Here is a 16,802-nt window from a genome sequence, read left to right as displayed (position 1 = left end):
CGACCAACGGTCGGCATTGCCTGGACGCAACCGGCCCGTCGGCCGGCACGAACGTAGTCGTCGCACCGGTAGTGCCGGCCGCTGGCCGGCTCATGGGAAACCACTCGGGTGCGAGGAGCCGGCCAGCGGCCGGCAGATGGCTGCAGTCGCATAACCGGTAGTGCCGGCCGCTGGCCGGCTCATGGGAAACCACTCGGGTGCGAGGAGCCGGCCAGCGGCCGGCACTACCGGCTGTGGTGGTCCGGGGTCAGGCGCGCTCGTCCAGCAATGCGCCGAGCATCTGGTCGCTGCGGCGAATCAACGTGGCGTTGGCCGCAAACGCCAGCACCGCCTCTTTCGCGGCGAGCAGGTCCGACACCGGCGCAGCCGGATCGGCCCCCGCTTCGACCAGGCTGGCGTCCACCCCGCCGCCGGCCACTGCGGTCTGGGCCACGCCGATCCGGGTGGCCTCGGCTACCGGCAGGCGCGCCACGTTCGACGCGGCCGCCTGCACCCCGAGGGTGGCGGCGCGCAGGCCCGCGCTGGCAATGGACATATTGTTCACGGTTCGACACTCCACGATGCACAGCTGCGTCCGCATGACGCAGTGCTTCACAGCCGTTAGCGGCTGCCGTGCGGCGGGCTTGAGGAGCCGAGCTACGGCAGCCGACCAACGGTCGGCTCTACCGGTTGGCTCTGCGGTAGCCGACCAACGGTCGGCTCTACCGGTTGGCTCTGCGGTAGCCGACCAACGGTCGGCTCTACCCCGGTTGGCTCTACCTGGTGGTGGGTGGTGGCCGGTAGAGCCGACCGTTGGTCGGCTGCCCGCAGCAATGCTGCACCACCCACGTTCGCACTGCCTTCCAAGGGTGCAGTGGTAGCATATCCCCCTGATTTCAGCGCCGAATCCAATGCTCAGTTTCTTCCGTCGCAAAAAGCCCCAGGACGCTCCGCAGGACGCGCCCAAGACCCAGCACTATTCGGCCGAAGAACTGGCCGCGGCGTTCCCGCAGGCCAGCCAGGATGGCCCGTCGGCGCCGGCGCCGATCGAGGCACCTGCTGCCGAGGTGCCTGCTGTTGAGGCGCCCGCCGCTCTCGTGCCGTCTGCCGAGGCACCCGTTGCGCCACCCGCCGCGCCGCTTCCGCCGGTTGTGCCGGTTGTGCCTGCTGCCACCGTCGCGCCAGCACCGGTCACGCCCGAAGCACCGGTCGCCTCCCCTGTAGCCGCACCCGCCGTGGTCCCGGCCCCCGTGCCCGACCCGGTCGCCGCCGTGGCGCTCGCTATTGCCGAACCGACCGTTCCGGCCCCGCTGGTGGTGGCCGAACCCATCGCCGCGCCCTTGCCGCCGCCGGTACTGGTGGCCAACCAGATCACCCAGGAAGCCGCGCAGCCGGTGGCCACCGACCCCGGTGAAGGCACCGCGGCCGCGGCGCCGGGCAAGCTGGGCTGGCGTGACCGCCTGCGCAACAGCGTCATCGCGCGCAGCTTCGGCGGCCTGTTCTCGCGCAACCCCAAACTCGACGACGACCTGCTGGACGAACTGGAAACCGCGCTGATCACCGCCGATGTCGGCGTGGGCGCCACCACCGCGCTGGTCGAAGGCCTGCGCAAGCGCATGAAGGCCCGTGAGTTCGCCGACGCCAATGCGCTGCTGGCGGCGCTGCGCAGCGACCTGATCGCCATCCTGCAGCCGGTCTCCAAGCCGCTGGTCATCGACCGCAGCGCCAAGCCGTTCGTGGTCCTCACCGTCGGCGTCAACGGCGTCGGCAAGACCACCACCATCGGCAAGCTGGCCAAGCGCTTCAAGGACGATGGCCACAGCCTGATGCTGGCCGCCGGCGATACGTTCCGTGCCGCCGCCGTGGCCCAGCTGCAGATCTGGGGCGAACGCAACGGTGTCACCGTGGTTGCCCAGGGCCAGAACGCCGATGCCGCCTCGGTGGCATTCGACGCCCTGCAGGCTGGCAAGGCCCGCGGCACCGAAGTACTGATCGCCGACACCGCTGGCCGCCTGCACACCCAGGGCGGCCTGATGAACGAACTGGGCAAGATCCGCCGCGTGCTGGGCAAGATCGACCCGGCGGCACCGCATGAGGTGCTGATGGTGATCGACGGCACCACCGGGCAGAACGCGCTGTCGCAGCTGCGTCAGTTCCATGCCGCGGTCAACGTGACCGGGCTGGTGGTGACCAAGCTGGACGGCACCGCCAAGGGGGGCGTGGTATTCGCCCTGGCCCGCGAATTCGGCATTCCGATCCGCTTCGCCGGCATCGGCGAGCGCCCGGAAGACCTGCGCGTGTTCGACCCGGAAGCCTTCGTCGACGCATTGCTGCCGGAAGCACTGGGCAGCTGATCGAATGGCGCGGGGGGCATCCCGCCGCACGCCGCCGGTGAATGCATCGCCGCACCCGGATGGGTAGAGCCCCCCATGGGGGGCTGTATCGGACGGTGCTGTATCGCACGGGATGCAGTACCGGCAGTTTGCCCCGCCCCGCCCGGATCGCGCAGCCACCCATGGGGTGGCCCTACCCCCTTTCCGGAACTCCCATGCCACGCCAGCCCATCGCCAGCGCCCCTGTCCCCGCCGACGATGCCTTCGTCGCGCGGCTGCTGCCGTGGTTCGACGGCCATGGCCGGCACGATCTGCCGTGGCAGCATCCGCGCTCGCCGTATCGGGTGTGGCTGTCGGAAATCATGCTGCAGCAGACCCAGGTCGGCACGGTCATTCCGTACTTCCTGGCGTTCCTGCGCGTGTTCCCCACCCTGCCCGACCTCGCCGCGGCCAGCAACGATGCGGTAATGGCACAGTGGGCCGGGCTGGGCTACTACGCCCGCGCCCGCAACCTGCACGCCGCCGCGCAGCGCTGCGTTGAACGGCACGACGGCGCGCTGCCCCGCGATGTCGAGGCATTGAACGCGCTGCCCGGTATCGGCCGCAGCACCGCCGCAGCGATCCTCAGCCAGGCCTGGAACGACCGTTTTGCGATCCTCGACGGCAACGTCAAGCGCGTGCTGACGCGTTACCACGGCATCGACGGGTTCCCCGGCCTGCCCAAGGTGGAGAAGGCGCTGTGGACCCTGGCCGACGCGCACGTAGCGCACGTGCCCGACGGGCGCCTGGCCGACTACACCCAGGCGCAGATGGACCTGGGCGCCATGGTCTGCACCCGCAGCCGGCCGGCCTGCGTGATCTGCCCGCTGCAGACGGACTGCGTGGCGCGCCGCGAGGGCCGCACCGACCAGCTGCCCACGCCCAAGCCGTCCAAGACCCTGCCCGAACGCGAGGCCACCGCGCTGCTGCTGCGCGACAGCCAGGGCCGCGTGCTGCTGCAGAAGCGCCCGGACACCGGCATCTGGGCGCAGCTGTGGACGCTGCCGCAGGCCGACACCGGCAGTGACCTGCAGGACTGGTTCGATGCCCACGTGCAGGGCGCGCTGGATGACGCCACTGCATTGCCGGTGCTGGAACACACCTTCAGCCACTACCGGCTGCACCTGCAGGTGCTGGTGCAGCGCGTGGACGGCCTGCTGCGGGATGACCCCAGGCTGCGCTGGGTGGCCGCGGCGGACCTGCCCAGCCTCGGCCTGCCCGCGCCGATCCGCAAGCTGCTGGAGACCGGCGCGCCGCCCGCCCGGCCCAAGCGCCGTACAATGCGGGGCGCACCACTTTCACCCGAGTCCGAGTAAGCCATGCCCCGCACCGTTTTCTGCCAGTACGAACAACGCGACACCGAAGGCCTGGACTTCGTGCCCTACCCCGGCGAGCTGGGCCAGCGCATCTTCAACGGCATCGGCAAGAGCGCCTGGAGCGCCTGGCTGGCGCACCAGACCATGCTGATCAACGAAAACCGGCTGTCGCCGCGCGACCCGAAGCACCGCGCCTTCCTGGAAACCGAACTGGTGAAATACCTGTTCGAGAAGGATGCCGAAAAGCCGGCCGGTTTCATTCCCGAAGCGTGATTGCAGCCTGCCGACCAACGGTCGGCAGCTACCGGGGTGGTCGGCAGTTCCCCTACGCCATCATCTCGCCGGTACGTCCTGGCGTTCCTGCACCTGTGCCTGGCGCAGTTCCTTCTCGGTCGAACGCAGGGCCTGGACATCCAGCTTGCGGATGCTGCCGATGAAGCACGGCAGGGCTGGCCCGGGCGTCGGGTCACGCACCAGCACCTTGTCGAACCGCGCTGACACCCGTCCCATCTGGCTGGTCAGGCCGATGGCCGTGGCGTAGTCCAGGCCCTGGCACGGACCGCGCAGTTCAAGCAGGTACGCCTCGCTGGGCCGGGTCCAGACCGCGAGCGCACTGTCGCCCAGCTCGGTCCAGCCATTCAACGCTCCGAAGTACTGCAGGCTGTCCTGCGGCGGGCCGGCATGGGCCCGGTACAGCTCCAGCCGCTGCTGGCTGGACAGGCGCCCGGTGGTGGCGCACGCCACCAGGGCAAGGCTCAACGCCGCTGCGCCGATCAGAGTCTTCATGGCACCACCTTCAAGGATGAACATGCCGATGATGCACCTGTCGGGTGAGGCCGGCGAGACGTCCGCGCCGGCCATTCAGCGGCCAGCTCAGACCTCGCTGTTGGCCAGTTCGTGCAGGCGCCCCTCGCGCAGCTCCAACACACGGTCGAGCTTGCGCGCCAGGCTGCGGTCGTGGGTCACCAGCACCAGGCTGGTGTGGTGCGCGCGGTTCAGTTCGAGCATCAGCTCGAACACCGTCGCAGCCGTCTTGTCATCCAGGTTGCCAGTGGGCTCGTCGCCCAGCACGCAGGCCGGCTTGTTGACCAGTGCGCGCGCCACGGCGGCACGCTGACGCTCCCCGCCGGAAAGCTCGCCCGGCTTGTGATCAAGCCGATGGCCCAGGCCAACCGACTCCAGCAGCGCAGTCGCCCGCGCGCGCGCCTCGGCCACCTGCGGTCCGCCGCGCACGAAGGCGGTGGCACCATTGACGACGCTGGCCAGCGCCGTACCGATCACGCCGAAGCCGGCGTACATCAAGCGCTGCGACAACGGCGAGCGCATCGGCGTGAGCAGGATCGGCATCATCACGTTTTCCAGCGCGGTGAACTCCGGCAACAGGTGATGGAACTGGTACACGAATCCCAGCGCGCGGTTACGCAGTTCACCACGCTGGCCGTCGGAAAGGCCGGACATGCGATGGCCGCCCACATACACCTCGCCGGCGGTGGGCGTGTCCAACCCGCCCAGCAGGTGCAGCAGGGTACTTTTGCCCGCGCCGGAGGCGCCGATGATCGCCACCGTCTCACCGGCGCTGACGCTCAGGTCCAGGCCGTTGAACACGTGGGTCTGCATGCGCCCTTCGGCATACACCTTGGCCAGCGATTGGGCGCGGATCACTTCGTCGCCGCGGTTGATGACCTTATTCATAACGCAGGGCCTCCGCCGGCTGGGTGCGGGCGGCACGCCACGCAGGGTACAGCGTCGCCAGGAAGCTCATGACAAGCGCGGTGATGGTGATGATGACAATGTCCGGTGCCTGCATGTCGGTGGGCAGGCCGGTGATGTAGTAGACGTCTTCGGGAAGCAGCTTGACGTTGAACACCGTCTCGATCGCGCCAAGGATGCGTTCCAGGTTCAAGGTGAGGGTGATGCCGCCGATCACGCCGGCAACCGTGCCGATGATGCCGATCAGCGAGCCCTGCACCATGAACACCTGCATCACCCCGGCCGGGGTAAGGCCCAGCGTGCGCAGGATGGCGATATCGGCCTGCTTGTCGGTGACCAGCATCACCTGCGACGACACCAGGTTGAACGCGCCCATGGCGATGATCAGCGAGAGCAGAATGCCCATCACCACTTTTTCCATGCGCAGCGAGTGGTACAGGTTGGCGTTCTGCTGGGTCCAGTCACTGACCCGGTATGCGCCGCCCAGCCCATGGGCCAGGTCCACGCCGACGTCCAGGGCCTTGTCCATGTCATGCAGCTTGAGCCGCACGCCGGTGACACCGTCCATGCGCAGCACGCGCTCCATGTCGGTCATGTTGGCGAAGGCCACGCCCTTGTCGATCTCGTTGTACCCGGCCTCGAAGATACCGCTGACGGTGAAGCGCTTCAGCCGTGGCATCGCGCCCACCGGGGTGCCCTGCACTTCGGCCAGCGTGACCAGCACGGTGTCACCGACATCCACGCCCAGCCAGAGCGCCAGTTCCTTGCCCACCAGCAGGTTGTAGCTGCCCGGGGTGAGGCTGTCGAAACTGCCCTTGACCAGCTTCTGGTTGATCACCGACACGCCCGGCTCCAGCGCCGGGTCGATGCCCTGCACGATCGCGCCCTGCACGCGCGGACCGCTGAGCATGGCCTGGATCTCGATGTAGGGCGCGGCGCCGGCCACGCGCGGATCCTTTTTGGCCGCATCCACCGCACGCTGCCAGTCCGACATCGGCGCGCCATCGCTGGTGATGGTGGTATGCGCGGTCATCTGCAGCAGGCGGTCGCGGATTTCCTTCTGGAAGCCGCTCATCACCGCCAGCGTGGTGATCAGCACGGTGACGCCCAGCGCGATGCCGAGGATGGAGGCCATCGAAATGAAGGAGATGAAGCCGTTGCGGCGCTTGGCGCGCAGATAGCGCAGACCGATCGAAACAGGTATGGGTTTGAACATGCAGGTGCGCCGGACAATTCAGGCTATGGTGCCACTGCTGGACGTGAACGGGAAATGCAGCGTGCGCGCACGGCCAGTCGCAGTTCACGTCGTTGCGCCGCACTCAGCGTATCGGGCCAGAACAGCCGCCAGCAGCGGCGTCCCTGGCGGCGCCAGGCCAGTTGCAGCAACACGCCACGATCGGACAGCTGCAGGTCGTCGACCGGCTGGCCATCCACCTGCACCGGGGCCTCACCGGGCGGTATCACGATGGCCTGGGCGGGCATGCGCCCGTAGCGCCACGCCCCGGTTGCGCCCAGGGCCACGGCCAGCAGGGCGGCCGGCCAGTGCCAGCGGTCGGCCAGGTCCGTACTGCACACCGCCCACGGCAGCAGTGCGGTGATCAGCCAGTGCGCACCGCACTGCCAGCGGGAGGGCCGCCACTCAAGCCGGCAGGGCACGGATCCGGGCGATGAGCGCGGCAGGCTGGGCATGCGGGCACTCCTCGTAACCCATGAACCAGCGCCACAACTTATCGTCTTCGCTCTCCAGCAGGAACAGGAAAACCTCGCGCTCTTCGGTCGGTGCCTGCAGCCAGCAACGGTCCAGGTAACGGCCGAACAGCTGGTCCAGCTCGCGCATGCCGCGGCGGCAGCGCCAGCGCAGCTTCTTCAGTTCAGTGGCTTCATCCATCGACATCGCATTCCTCAAGGTGCCGGCCAACCAGGGCCGGAAACAGCAGCGGCACCGGACCTTCCGGTCGGTGCCGCCGCGATCGCCGCCGCACGGGCAGCGATGACATGAACCGCTGGATCAGGCGCGACGCGCCATCATCAGCTTCTTGATCTCGGCAATGGCCAGCGCCGGGTTCAGGCCCTTCGGACAGGTCCGCGAGCAGTTCATGATGGTGTGGCAGCGGTACAGCTTGAACGGGTCTTCCAGCTCGTCCAGGCGCGCACCGGTGTCTTCATCGCGCGAGTCGACGATCCAGCGGTAGGCCTGCAGCAGGATGGCCGGGCCCAGGTAACGCTCGCCGTTCCACCAGTAGCTCGGGCAGCTGGTCGAGCAGCACGCGCACAGGATGCACTCGTACAGGCCGTCCAGCTTCTTGCGGTCTTCCGGCGACTGCAGACGCTCGCGATCCGGCGGCGGCGGGGTCTGGGTACGGATCCACGGCTTGATCGAGGCGTACTGCGCGTAGAAGTGGGTCAGGTCCGGCACCAGATCCTTGACCACGCTCATGTGCGGCAGCGGGTAGATCGGCACTTCGGCCTTGCCGCAGTCGGCAATGGCGCGGGTGCAGGCCAGCGTGTTGGTGCCGTCGATGTTCATCGCGCACGAACCGCAGATGCCTTCGCGGCACGAACGACGGAAGGTCAGGGTCGGGTCGATCTCGTTCTTGATCTTGATCAGCGCGTCCAGGACCATCGGGCCACAGGCGTCCAGATCGATCTCATAGGTATCGGTGCGCGGGTTGCTGTCGTCGTCGGGACTCCAGCGGTAGATCTTGAACGTACGGGTGTTCTTCGCACCGCTCTTGGCGGGGAAGTGCTTGCCCTTTCCGATCTTGGAATTCTTGGGGAGGGAAAACTCGGCCATGGCTGTTCTCGTTGGCTCAGGCGGCTCGCGCTGCGGTGCAGGCGCGGGTAGCACGGAAGATGAGGAAGTCGACACCACCGGCCAGCGGCACACGCGCCACCCCACCCATGCGGGTGGTGGCGGTCGCGTGCGCTGCGTGGACGGAGGTCATGCCGCAGATCTCTTAGTAAACGCGCGGCTTGGGCGGGACGACGTCCACGTCCTTGCTCAGCGTGTACATGTGGACCGGGCGGTAGTCGAACTCGCACTTGCCGTTCTCGTCGACGTTGACCAGCGTGTGCTTCTGCCAGTTCACGTCGTCGCGGTCCGGGAAGTCCTCATGCGCATGCGCGCCGCGGCTTTCCTTGCGCTGTTCGGCCGAGTTGATGGTCGCCACCGCGTTGAGCAGCAGGTTGTTCAACTCGTAGGTTTCGATCAGGTCCGAGTTCCACACCAGCGAACGGTCGGTGACCTTGACGTCCTGGAAGGAGTCGAAGATCTCGGCCATCTTGGCGCAGCCCTCTTCCAGCGTCTTGCTGGTCCGGAACACCGCCGCGTCGTTCTGCATGGTGCGCTGCATGCGATCGCGGATGACCGAGGTCGGGGTGTCGCCGTTGGCGTAGCGCAGCTTGTCCAGCAGGCCCAGCGCCTTGTCGCACGCATCGGACGGCAGGGTCTTGTGCGGTGCGCCGGACTTGATGGTCTCGGCACAGCGGTTGGCCACCGCACGGCCGAACACCACCAGATCCAGCAGCGAGTTGGAGCCCAGGCGGTTGGCGCCGTGCACCGATACGCAGGCCGCTTCGCCGATGGCGTACAGGCCCGGCACGACGGCATCGGGGTTGTCGCCGACCTTGCGCACGACTTCGCCGTGGTAGTTGGTCGGGATGCCACCCATGTTGTAGTGCACGGTCGGGATGACCGGGATCGGCTGCTTGTGCACGTCCACGCCGGCGAAGATGCGGGCGCTTTCGGCGATACCCGGCAGCTTGTCGTCGATGACGCCCGGGCCGAGGTGGGTCAGGTCGAGCAGGATATGATCCTTGTGCTCGCCGACGCCGCGGCCTTCGCGGATCTCGATGGTCATCGAACGCGACACCACGTCGCGCGAGGCGAGATCCTTGTAGTGCGGTGCATAGCGCTCCATGAAGCGCTCGCCGTTGCTGTTGCGCAGGATGCCGCCTTCGCCACGCACGCCTTCGGTGATCAGGCAGCCCGCGCCGTAGATACCGGTCGGGTGGAACTGCACGAACTCCATGTCCTGCATCGGCAGGCCGGCACGCATGACCAGACCGCCGCCGTCGCCGGTGCAGGTGTGGGCCGAGGTGGCGCTGAAGTAGGCGCGGCCGTAACCGCCGGTGGCCAGCACCACGCCGTGGGCGCGGAACAGGTGCAGCGAGCCGTCGGCCATGTCCAGGGCGAGCACGCCGCGGCAGACGCCTTCGTCATCGAAGATCAGGTCGAGCGCGAAGTACTCGATCATGAAGCACGCGTTGTGCGCCAGCGACTGCTGGTACAGCGTATGCAGCATGGCGTGGCCGGTACGGTCGGCCGCGGCGCAGGTGCGCTGCGCGGACGGGCCTTCGCCGTACTTGGTGGTCATGCCACCGAACGGGCGCTGGTAGATCTTGCCCTCTTCGGTACGGCTGAACGGCACGCCGTAGTGTTCCAGTTCGATGATGGCCGGAATCGCTTCGCGGCACATGTACTCGATGGCGTCCTGGTCACCCAGCCAATCCGAGCCCTTGATGGTGTCGAAGAAGTGGTAACGCCAGTCGTCTTCGCCCATGTTGCCGAGCGCGGCGGAAATACCGCCCTGTGCGGCCACGGTGTGCGAACGGGTCGGGAAGACCTTGGTCAGGCAGACGGTCTGCAGGCCCTTGGCGGCAAGACCGAACGTAGCGCGCAGACCAGCGCCACCGGCGCCGACCACGACCATGTCGTACTTGTGTTCCGTAATCTTGTAAGCGGACATCTAATCTGGATTCCTGTCTTGGTGCCTGGACTCAGGCAACGCCGAGCGCAATGCGGGCGACCGCAAACACACTGACGATCGCGCCGAGCACGGCGATGAACTTCACCGTGGTCTGCAGCGCCAGGGCCAGCAGCGAGTTGTGGATGTAGTCTTCCAGCACGACCTGCAGGCCGAGCTGGGCGTGCCAGAACATCGCGACCAGGAAGCCGACCAGCAGCACCGCGTTCCACGGCTTGGACACCGCGTCGGTGGCGGTCACGTAATCGGCGCCGATCAGGCTCAGCACGAACACCAGGAACCACACGGTCAGGCCGACCAGCGCGGTGGCGGTCAGGCGCTGCATCACGAAGTGCTCGGTACCGGTCTTGGCGGCGCCAAGGCCACGCACGTTCTTCAGCGGGGTACGGTACTTGTTCATGCGGCGGCTCCGGCGAAGACGTAGGCCCAGACCAGGGCGGTGATCACCAGGCTGGCGAAGACCGAGATCCAGCTGCTGCGCACGAAGGCAGGAATGGAGAAGCCGATCGCGAAGTCCTGCACGATGTGGCGGATGCCGTTGCACAGGTGGTAGGCGAAGGCCCACGTCCATGCAAACAGGAACAACTTGCCGTACCAGCTACCGGCGTGGCCGGTGAAGCAGTTCCAGGATTCAGGACCCATCATCAGGGCGAGCAGGCCGCCGGCGATGATCAGGGCTCCAACAGACAGAAAGATGCCGGATGCTCGATGCAGGATCGAGGTGGCCATCTGAATCTGCCAGCGATACACCTGAAGGTGCGGGGAAAGGGGACGTTCTCTGGCGGCCATTCGCTGGGCTCGTTGTCTCGGCTGGGCGGCGCAATGCCGCGTTGGCTCAATGCTGATCAAAAATCGATGCAGCGTCCGTTTTTCTCCCAATCTCCATACCGCACCGGATCGAGTCCGCCGCGGCCACCAATCTCCACGGGCACCACAGGGGTCTGCGGAAGCGGCTGCTTCTCATCGACCTGCGGGGCTTCGGAGTCGGAATCTGGAGTGGGGGTTGTTTGGCCTATCATGGGTGGTCTCGCAACGCACAAATTTTAGACCCCGTTCACGTGCCTGACAACCTGCCCATGGATTTCAACGGTTTTCCGCGCCTCTCCGGTCACCAGCTGCTCAGTCTGGATGGTCCCGATGCGGCCGCGTTCGCCCACGCCCAATTTTCCAGCGACGTCACCGCCCTGCCCGTCCGGCATTGGCAGTGGAGCGCCTGGCTGACCGCCAAAGGCCGCACCATTGCTGTGTTCCAGCTGATCCGGGTGGAGCAAGAACGGATCCTGCTGGTGCTGGCCGATGGCGACGCCGATGCGATTGCGTCGCAGTTGCAGCGTTTTGTGTTCCGCCGGAAGGTCAAGATCGCGGTGCGCGAGGACCGGATCGTGGCCGGCAGCTTCACTGCGCCGGAAGCGGCATCAGGTGCCGCAATCGCGGTGCATGGTGAGACGCTGGAGCTGGATGTGGGTAGCGATGCCCTGCCGCGGACGCTGCGGATCGCGCCGCTGGACGGCCACCCGGCCAGCGACGATCCCGGCTTCGCGCTGGCCTGGCGTCAATCGGACCTGCGCTTCGGCGTGCCGCGCCTGGCCGCCGACCAGCGCGAGCAATGGACGCCGCAGCAGCTCGGGCTGGACCGGTTGAACGGGTACAGCGTCAAGAAGGGCTGCTATCCCGGCCAGGAAATCGTGGCGCGCACCCATTTCCTGGGCAAGGCCAAGCGTGCCTTGCAGTTGCTGCGGGTGGGCGACGGCACGCCCAGCGGTGCACAGGTGCAGCAGAACGGCGCGGCAATCGGCACCGTGGCCAGCGTGGCCGGTGACCTGGCGCTGGCGGTGCTGCCGTTGGAGATTGCCAGCGATCCGCTGTCGGTGGACGGCGTGGACGCCGTGCACCTGCCGCTGCTGGATGGGCTGGCCCGGTAGGCATCGACCGTTGGTCAATGCACGCGGGCCACACCCGTATCGCCGTCACCGTCACCGACATCGCGGTCACGACCAACGGTCGTGACCTACCCGGCCGCGTTCAACCGCTCGCCGCTCTCCGCATCGAAGAAATGCAGGCCCTGCGGGTGGATCGCCACGCGGATGGTTTCGCCCACTGCCGGCAGCGCCTGCGGGGCCACGCGCATCACCAGCGGCTGGCCGCCACCGGTCATGTTGACGAAGATCTCGTTGCCTACCGGCTCGATGCCATCGATGGTCGCCACGAACGCGGTGGCATCGTCGGCGGCGGCCGGCTGCAGGTGCTCCGGGCGCACGCCCACGGCCACGGTGCGGCCAATCCAGGCCGGATCGATCGCAACCTGGCCCAGCGGCGCGGTCAGCTGGGCGTCCTGCACCACCACGCCACTGTCGGTGCGCTGCAGGGTGCCGCGCAGTACGTTCATCGCCGGGCTGCCCAGGAAGCCGGCCACGAACAGATTGGCCGGGCGGTCGTACAGCGCCATGGGCGTGTCGATCTGCTGGATCACGCCGTCCTTGAGCACCACGATGCGCTGGCCCAGGGTCATCGCCTCGACCTGGTCGTGGGTGACGTAGATCATGGTGGTGCCCAGCTTGCGGTGCAGCTGCGCGATTTCCGTGCGCACGCTGTGGCGCAGCTTGGCGTCCAGGTTGGACAGCGGCTCGTCGAGCAGGAACACCGCCGGCTCGCGCACCAGCGCACGGCCCAGTGCCACGCGCTGACGCTGGCCGCCGGACATCGCCTTGGGCAGCTTGTCGAGCATGTCGGTCAGGCCCAGCGTCTCGGCCGCCTCGGTCACCCGCTTGCTGATCGTGGCCTTGTCGTGGCCGCGCAGCTTCAGGCCAAAGGCCAGGTTCTCGGCCACGGTCATGTGCGGGTACAGCGCATAGCTCTGGAACACCATGGCGATGTCGCGGTCTTTCGGCGCCACGTCGTTGACCACCCGGTCGCCGATGGTCAGCGTGCCCCCGCTGATCTCTTCCAGGCCGGCCACCATGCGCAGCAAGGTCGACTTGCCACACCCCGACGGCCCCACCAGCACCATCAATTCGCCATCGGCCACTTCGAAGGTCGCGCCCTGGACGGCCACCTGGCCGTTGTCGTAGACCTTGCGAACGCCCTGCAACTGCACTTTTGCCATATCACCCATTCCAGTCCGCCCGCTGCCGGGCTGTTGATGCGGAACTGCCTTCGGCCCTCCCGATGGCAGGTCGATGGCGTGGTGCCGCATGACGGCGACCACTGCAATCGAATACAGTCTGCTCATTCTGCCATGTAAACGTTTTCACGTGGCAGTATCCGTTGGTCGGTCATGACCGCGACGCATCGGAAGCTGCACAGTCTCCCGATTCGCCCCGTGCATGCCCCATGATGCGCTGGCCCGGTGCCTGTTCATGTTGCACCTGCAGCACTGGACACCATGCCCAGCTGGACCCCCGAGAACATAGACGAGAAGCGATTGACAACGATGTCACCCGGATCTGAAACTCGAGCGATGCACGACACCCTCTTCCTGTTCGGCGCCACCGGCGACCTTGCCCAGCGCTACCTGTTCCCCTCGTTGTTGCGCCTGCTGGGCGACGGCCTGCTGCCGGAAGACTTCAAGGTCCGCGCGCTGGCCCTGAGCCCGCACGACACCGAGGGTTTCCGCGACATCCTGCGCCCGCGCCTGCAGCAGGCCATGCCGATGGCCAGCCAGGACGACATCCAGTCGCTGCTGTCGCGCATCGACTACCGCTCGGTGGACCTGCGCAATCCGGACTCGGTGGCCGAATCGGTCAGCGACCTGGTCGACCGCCATTGCGTGAGCTACCTGGCCATCCCGCCGGGCCTGTACATCTCCACCTGCGAAGGCCTGGCCAAGGGCGGCGCCCTGGCCGCACCGCACCGCCTGATGCTGGAAAAGCCGATCGGCAGCGATAGTGCCAGCGCCGAGGAGATCATCTCCACCATCGGCCAGTGGATCGACGAAGACCGGGTGTTCCGCCTGGACCACTACCTGGGCAAGGCCGCGGTACAGAACCTGATCGCGCTGCGCTTCGGCAACACGCTGCTGGAAGCGGTGTGGAACCGCAACTACATCGAGTCGGTGCACATCCTGGTGGCCGAAAGCGAAGGCGTCGACGGCCGCGACGCCTACTACGCCCGCTCCGGCGCGCTGCGCGACATGGTGCAGAGCCACATCCTGCAGCTGCTGTGCCTGGTGGCGATGGAGCCGCCGGCCTCGCTGGAAGCCGACCGCATCCGCGACGAGAAGGTCAAGGTGCTGCGCGCCCTGCGCCCGCTGGACGCCAAGCACGCCGCCCGCGACAGCGTGCGCGGCCGCTACACCGCCGGCACCATCAACGGCCAGCCTGCGCAGGCCTACCAGCCGCCGGAAGGCAGCGACGTGGAAACCTTCGCCGGGGTCACCGCGCACATCGACAACTGGCGCTGGTCCGGGGTGCCGTTCCACCTGGTCACCGGCAAGCGCCTGGCCGAGCGCACCACCCGCGTGGTGGTCACGCTCAAGCCGGTCACCCACTGGCTGTTCGAGCGGCCGCATCGTCGCAACGCCACGCCCAATCGCATCGTGTTCCAGCTGCAGCCGCAGGAGAACATCGAGCTGGGCCTGATGAGTTCGCTGGCCGGCCCGGAATGGGGCGCGCTGGAACTGCATCCCCTGGAACTGGAACTGTCCGTGCCGACCGGCCTGCACCGCCGCATCGCCTACGAACGCCTGTTCCTGGATGCGTTCAACGGCAACCACGCGCTGTTCGTGCGTGACGACGAAGTCCGCGCCGCTTGGGCCTGGATCGACAGCGTCAGCGATGCCTGGAAGGCCGCGAACCTGCCGCTGCAGCCCTACCCGGCCGGCGAATGGGGTCCGGCCGAAGCGGCCGGCTTCCTGCCTGCCGAAGTGGATGCCGACGCAAGCCGCAAGGACAGCGACGCATGACGCTGCAGAACCAACCGGTCCTGGTTGCCGACATCGGTGGCACCAACGCCCGCTTCGCCCTCGCCGACACCAGCCTCGAGGCTCCGCTGCAGCAGGACAGCATCCGCGAATTCGCGGTGGCCGATTTCCCCTCGCTCGGCGATGCCGCGCGCCACTACCTGGAACAGGTGGGTGCGCAGGCCAAGCGCGGCGTGTTCGCCGTGGCGGGCCGCGTGGACGGCGATGAAGCGCGCATCACCAATCACCCGTGGGTGATCTCGCGCAGCCGCACCGCGCACATGCTCGGCTTCGACGAGCTGCACCTGATCAACGATTTCGCCGCGCAGGCGATGGCCATTTCACTGCTGCAGCCGCAGGACGTGGTGCAGGTTGGCGGTGCAGCGTGGGTGCCAGGCAAGCCGGGCCAGCCGCGCAACTACGCGGTGATCGGCCCGGGCACCGGGCTCGGCGTGGGTGGCCTGATCCTGCGCCACGGCCGCTGCTATCCGCTGGAAACCGAGGGCGGCCATGTCAGCTTCCCGCCGGGCACGCCGGAAGAAATCCGCATCCTGGAAATCCTCTCCGAGCAGTTCGGTCGGGTCTCCAACGAGCGCCTGATCTGCGGCCCGGGCCTGGTCAACATCCATCGCGCCGTGTGCGAGATGGCCGACATCGATCCGGGCCAGCTGCAGCCGGTGGATGTCACCGCCCGTGCGCTGCACGGCGACCCGCAGGCCATGCGCGCGGTGGATGTGTTCTGCGCGGTGTTCGGCGCCATCGCCGGCGACCTGGTGCTGATGCAGGGCGCCTGGGACGGCGTGTTCCTGACCGGCGGGCTGACCCCGAAGATGCTCGATTCGCTGCAGCACTCCGGTTTCCGCCAGCGCTTCGAGCACAAGGGGCGCTTCTCTTCGATCATGGCCCGCGTGCCGTCGCTGGCGGTGATGCACCCGCATGCCGGCCTGCTGGGTTCGGCTGCCTATGCCGCCGATGTTGAACGCGACCTGCAAGGAACCAACGCATGAACAGCCTGGATACATCCGATCGCTTCACCCTGATCCGCCACGGCGACGCCGATGCCTGGATCGAAGCCATCGCCGCCGAAATGGCGCAGGCGTTGAACAACGATATCGCCACCTTCGGGCGCGCGCGCATGCTGCTGTCCGGTGGTACCACGCCGGCACCGGTGTACCAGGCGCTGGCCGAACTGGATGTGCACTGGGACCGGGTGGAAGTCAGCCTGGTCGATGAGCGCTGGCTGTCGCCGCAGGATCGCGACAGCAACGCGTGGCTGGTGCGCGAGAGTTTCCTCGGCCGCGCCGACGGTGCGCATTTCGACCCGCTGGTGCGGGTCGGCAAGCCGCTGCCGGAGTGCGTGTACACCGCCAACCTGCAGGCCCAGCACAGCCAGGCGCCGTGTTTGAGCGTGCTGGGCATGGGCAACGACGGCCACACCGCGTCGCTGTTCCCCGGCTCCAAGGACCTGGCCCGGGCGCTGGAAAGCACCCTGCCCTACGCCGCCCTGGACGCCACCGGTTGCCCGGGCGCGAACCAGTGGCCGCTGCGCATCACGCTGACCCCGCACGGGCTCAGGCAGAGCGGCCAGCGCCTGCTGCTGCTGCGTGGCAAGCAGAAGCTGGAAGTGCTGAAACAGGCACTGGAAAGCAACAACCCGCAGCTGTATCCCATCCTCAACGCGATCGACCTCGACGGCGCGAAACTGCGCGTCCACTGGTGTGACTGACCTGTCCCCGGTGTTGTTCGTCCGCCCTCTCATAGC

At 67.4% G+C, this 16,802-nt stretch carries 20 protein-coding genes; 7 read left to right on the top strand and 13 right to left on the bottom strand.

What is annotated here, in order from left to right; translation table 11 throughout:
• Positions 1–247: 247 nt before the first annotated feature.
• Positions 248–544 (bottom strand): hypothetical protein, encoded by a 297-nt coding sequence (locus GQ674_RS06765; protein WP_159496445.1) that lies wholly within the window; start codon positions 542–544, stop codon positions 248–250.
• Between the two features lie 346 nt (positions 545–890).
• Between GQ674_RS06765 and ftsY the strand changes: the two genes are divergently transcribed.
• The 3 genes from ftsY (at position 891) to GQ674_RS06750 (ending at position 3,940) form a co-directional block, all read left to right on the top strand.
• Positions 891–2,333, top strand: coding sequence for a signal recognition particle-docking protein FtsY (gene ftsY / locus GQ674_RS06760; protein ID WP_159496444.1), 1,443 nt, complete (start codon positions 891–893; stop codon positions 2,331–2,333).
• A gap of 194 nt (positions 2,334–2,527) precedes the next feature.
• Complete coding sequence (mutY, locus tag GQ674_RS06755; protein WP_159496443.1) at positions 2,528–3,667, top strand: A/G-specific adenine glycosylase; 1,140 nt, start codon at positions 2,528–2,530, stop codon at positions 3,665–3,667.
• A 3-nt stretch (positions 3,668–3,670) separates the two neighbouring features.
• Positions 3,671–3,940 carry an oxidative damage protection protein gene (locus tag GQ674_RS06750; protein ID WP_128095612.1) on the top strand — a complete coding sequence of 90 codons (270 nt, stop codon included), beginning with the start codon at positions 3,671–3,673 and terminating at the stop codon, positions 3,938–3,940.
• 60 nt (positions 3,941–4,000) lie between these two features.
• On the opposite strand, the gene GQ674_RS06745 is transcribed toward GQ674_RS06750, so the two are convergent.
• From GQ674_RS06745 to GQ674_RS06700, 11 genes are all read right to left on the bottom strand, one after another.
• Positions 4,001–4,453 (bottom strand): DUF6491 family protein, encoded by a 453-nt coding sequence (locus tag GQ674_RS06745; RefSeq protein ID WP_159496442.1) that lies wholly within the window; start codon positions 4,451–4,453, stop codon positions 4,001–4,003.
• 87 nt (positions 4,454–4,540) lie between these two features.
• Complete coding sequence (locus GQ674_RS06740) at positions 4,541–5,359, bottom strand: ATP-binding cassette domain-containing protein (protein ID WP_159496441.1); 819 nt, start codon at positions 5,357–5,359, stop codon at positions 4,541–4,543.
• Positions 5,352–6,593, bottom strand: a complete 1,242-nt coding sequence (locus GQ674_RS06735) for a lipoprotein-releasing ABC transporter permease subunit (protein WP_159496440.1) — start codon at positions 6,591–6,593, stop codon at positions 5,352–5,354. The genes GQ674_RS06740 and GQ674_RS06735 overlap by 8 nt, the downstream gene beginning before the upstream one ends.
• Before the next feature lie 23 nt (positions 6,594–6,616).
• Positions 6,617–7,033: a hypothetical protein gene (locus GQ674_RS06730; protein ID WP_236546211.1), complete on the bottom strand. Its 417-nt coding sequence runs from the start codon at positions 7,031–7,033 to the stop codon at positions 6,617–6,619.
• Complete coding sequence (locus GQ674_RS06725) at positions 7,017–7,265, bottom strand: succinate dehydrogenase assembly factor 2 (protein ID WP_128095617.1); 249 nt, start codon at positions 7,263–7,265, stop codon at positions 7,017–7,019. The genes GQ674_RS06730 and GQ674_RS06725 overlap by 17 nt, the downstream gene beginning before the upstream one ends.
• A gap of 120 nt (positions 7,266–7,385) precedes the next feature.
• Complete coding sequence (locus GQ674_RS06720; RefSeq protein WP_019183253.1) at positions 7,386–8,171, bottom strand: succinate dehydrogenase iron-sulfur subunit; 786 nt, start codon at positions 8,169–8,171, stop codon at positions 7,386–7,388.
• A gap of 16 nt (positions 8,172–8,187) precedes the next feature.
• Complete coding sequence (locus GQ674_RS21715) at positions 8,188–8,322, bottom strand: hypothetical protein (RefSeq protein ID WP_268893856.1); 135 nt, start codon at positions 8,320–8,322, stop codon at positions 8,188–8,190.
• Positions 8,323–8,334: 12 nt separating this feature from the next.
• On the bottom strand, positions 8,335–10,125 hold the full coding sequence (gene sdhA / locus GQ674_RS06715; RefSeq protein WP_159496438.1) for a succinate dehydrogenase flavoprotein subunit: 1,791 nt from the start codon (positions 10,123–10,125) through the stop codon (positions 8,335–8,337).
• 31 nt (positions 10,126–10,156) lie between these two features.
• On the bottom strand, positions 10,157–10,543 hold the full coding sequence (gene sdhD / locus GQ674_RS06710; RefSeq protein WP_159496437.1) for a succinate dehydrogenase, hydrophobic membrane anchor protein: 387 nt from the start codon (positions 10,541–10,543) through the stop codon (positions 10,157–10,159).
• Positions 10,540–10,932 (bottom strand): succinate dehydrogenase, cytochrome b556 subunit, encoded by a 393-nt coding sequence (gene sdhC / locus GQ674_RS06705; protein ID WP_038689047.1) that lies wholly within the window; start codon positions 10,930–10,932, stop codon positions 10,540–10,542. Before sdhC ends, sdhD begins: the two co-directional genes overlap by 4 nt.
• A 56-nt stretch (positions 10,933–10,988) precedes the next feature.
• The gene (locus GQ674_RS06700) at positions 10,989–11,162 is read right to left on the bottom strand and encodes a DUF1674 domain-containing protein (RefSeq protein WP_081797234.1); all 174 of its coding nucleotides are present in this window, start codon (positions 11,160–11,162) and stop codon (positions 10,989–10,991) included.
• Between the two features lie 39 nt (positions 11,163–11,201).
• Here GQ674_RS06700 and GQ674_RS06695 point away from each other — a divergent pair, with 39 nt between their 5' ends.
• Positions 11,202–12,065, top strand: coding sequence for a folate-binding protein (locus GQ674_RS06695; protein WP_159496436.1), 864 nt, complete (start codon positions 11,202–11,204; stop codon positions 12,063–12,065).
• An 86-nt stretch (positions 12,066–12,151) separates the two neighbouring features.
• Here GQ674_RS06695 and ugpC read toward each other — a convergent pair whose 3' ends face one another.
• Positions 12,152–13,246 (bottom strand): sn-glycerol-3-phosphate ABC transporter ATP-binding protein UgpC, encoded by a 1,095-nt coding sequence (ugpC, locus tag GQ674_RS06690; RefSeq protein WP_159496435.1) that lies wholly within the window; start codon positions 13,244–13,246, stop codon positions 12,152–12,154.
• A gap of 354 nt (positions 13,247–13,600) precedes the next feature.
• Here ugpC and zwf point away from each other — a divergent pair, with 354 nt between their 5' ends.
• The 3 genes from zwf to pgl are packed head-to-tail and all read left to right on the top strand — an operon-like array spanning position 13,601 to position 16,766.
• Positions 13,601–15,043 carry a glucose-6-phosphate dehydrogenase gene (gene zwf / locus GQ674_RS06685; RefSeq protein WP_159496434.1) on the top strand — a complete coding sequence of 481 codons (1,443 nt, stop codon included), beginning with the start codon at positions 13,601–13,603 and terminating at the stop codon, positions 15,041–15,043.
• Positions 15,040–16,047 carry a glucokinase gene (gene glk, locus GQ674_RS06680; protein ID WP_159496433.1) on the top strand — a complete coding sequence of 336 codons (1,008 nt, stop codon included), beginning with the start codon at positions 15,040–15,042 and terminating at the stop codon, positions 16,045–16,047. The genes zwf and glk overlap by 4 nt, the downstream gene beginning before the upstream one ends.
• The gene (gene pgl / locus GQ674_RS06675) at positions 16,044–16,766 is read left to right on the top strand and encodes a 6-phosphogluconolactonase (RefSeq protein ID WP_159496432.1); all 723 of its coding nucleotides are present in this window, start codon (positions 16,044–16,046) and stop codon (positions 16,764–16,766) included. Before glk ends, pgl begins: the two co-directional genes overlap by 4 nt.
• The last annotated feature ends 36 nt before the right edge of the window (positions 16,767–16,802 follow it).

The sequence above is a fragment of the Stenotrophomonas sp. 364 genome (genome assembly GCF_009832905.1).
GTDB lineage: Bacteria > Pseudomonadota > Gammaproteobacteria > Xanthomonadales > Xanthomonadaceae > Stenotrophomonas > Stenotrophomonas maltophilia_AP.
The sequence above is the reverse complement of the archived record's forward strand: the minus strand, read 5'-3'. Positions and strand labels throughout refer to the sequence as shown.